This is a genomic window from Tamlana crocina, from assembly GCF_012037625.1.
This window is the reverse complement of record NZ_JAAVJS010000504.1, coordinates 1-358: the sequence shown is the minus strand read 5'-3', so window position 1 is coordinate 358 and position 358 is coordinate 1. Positions and strand designations below refer to the sequence as shown.

General features: G+C 49.4%; 1 protein-coding gene. It reads right to left on the bottom strand.

Going from position 1 to position 358, the window contains the following annotated elements; genetic code table 11:
- The coding region (locus tag HC176_RS17795; protein ID WP_167920336.1) for a prephenate dehydrogenase/arogenate dehydrogenase family protein at nt 1-358 on the bottom strand (358 nt) is incomplete at both ends.

Here is a 358-nt window from a genome sequence, read left to right as displayed (position 1 = left end):
GGTCATGAGCTTTGGGATCCATATACCTTATGCGCATTCCCAGCTTCTGAAATATCTCCAGCGCCCTTTCCTGCAGCTTAAATGCAGTCTTTTCCACTTCACAAATGATGTTGGTCTTGTTCCGGAAAAGATCTTCTACAGCGGCGGAAGGCCCTGAGAATTCAGTTCCCGCAATGGGATGCGCTGCGAGGAAATTCCGTCGGTTCGGATGCGCTGCTATAGCTTCACATAATCCCGACTTGGTCGAACCTGCATCAAATACAAGGGTGTCATTCCCTACCGTATCCAGCACCTCAACTGCAACTCCCTTAGCCACATCCACCGGAACTGCAAGAATTACCACATCTGCCTTGTTTAC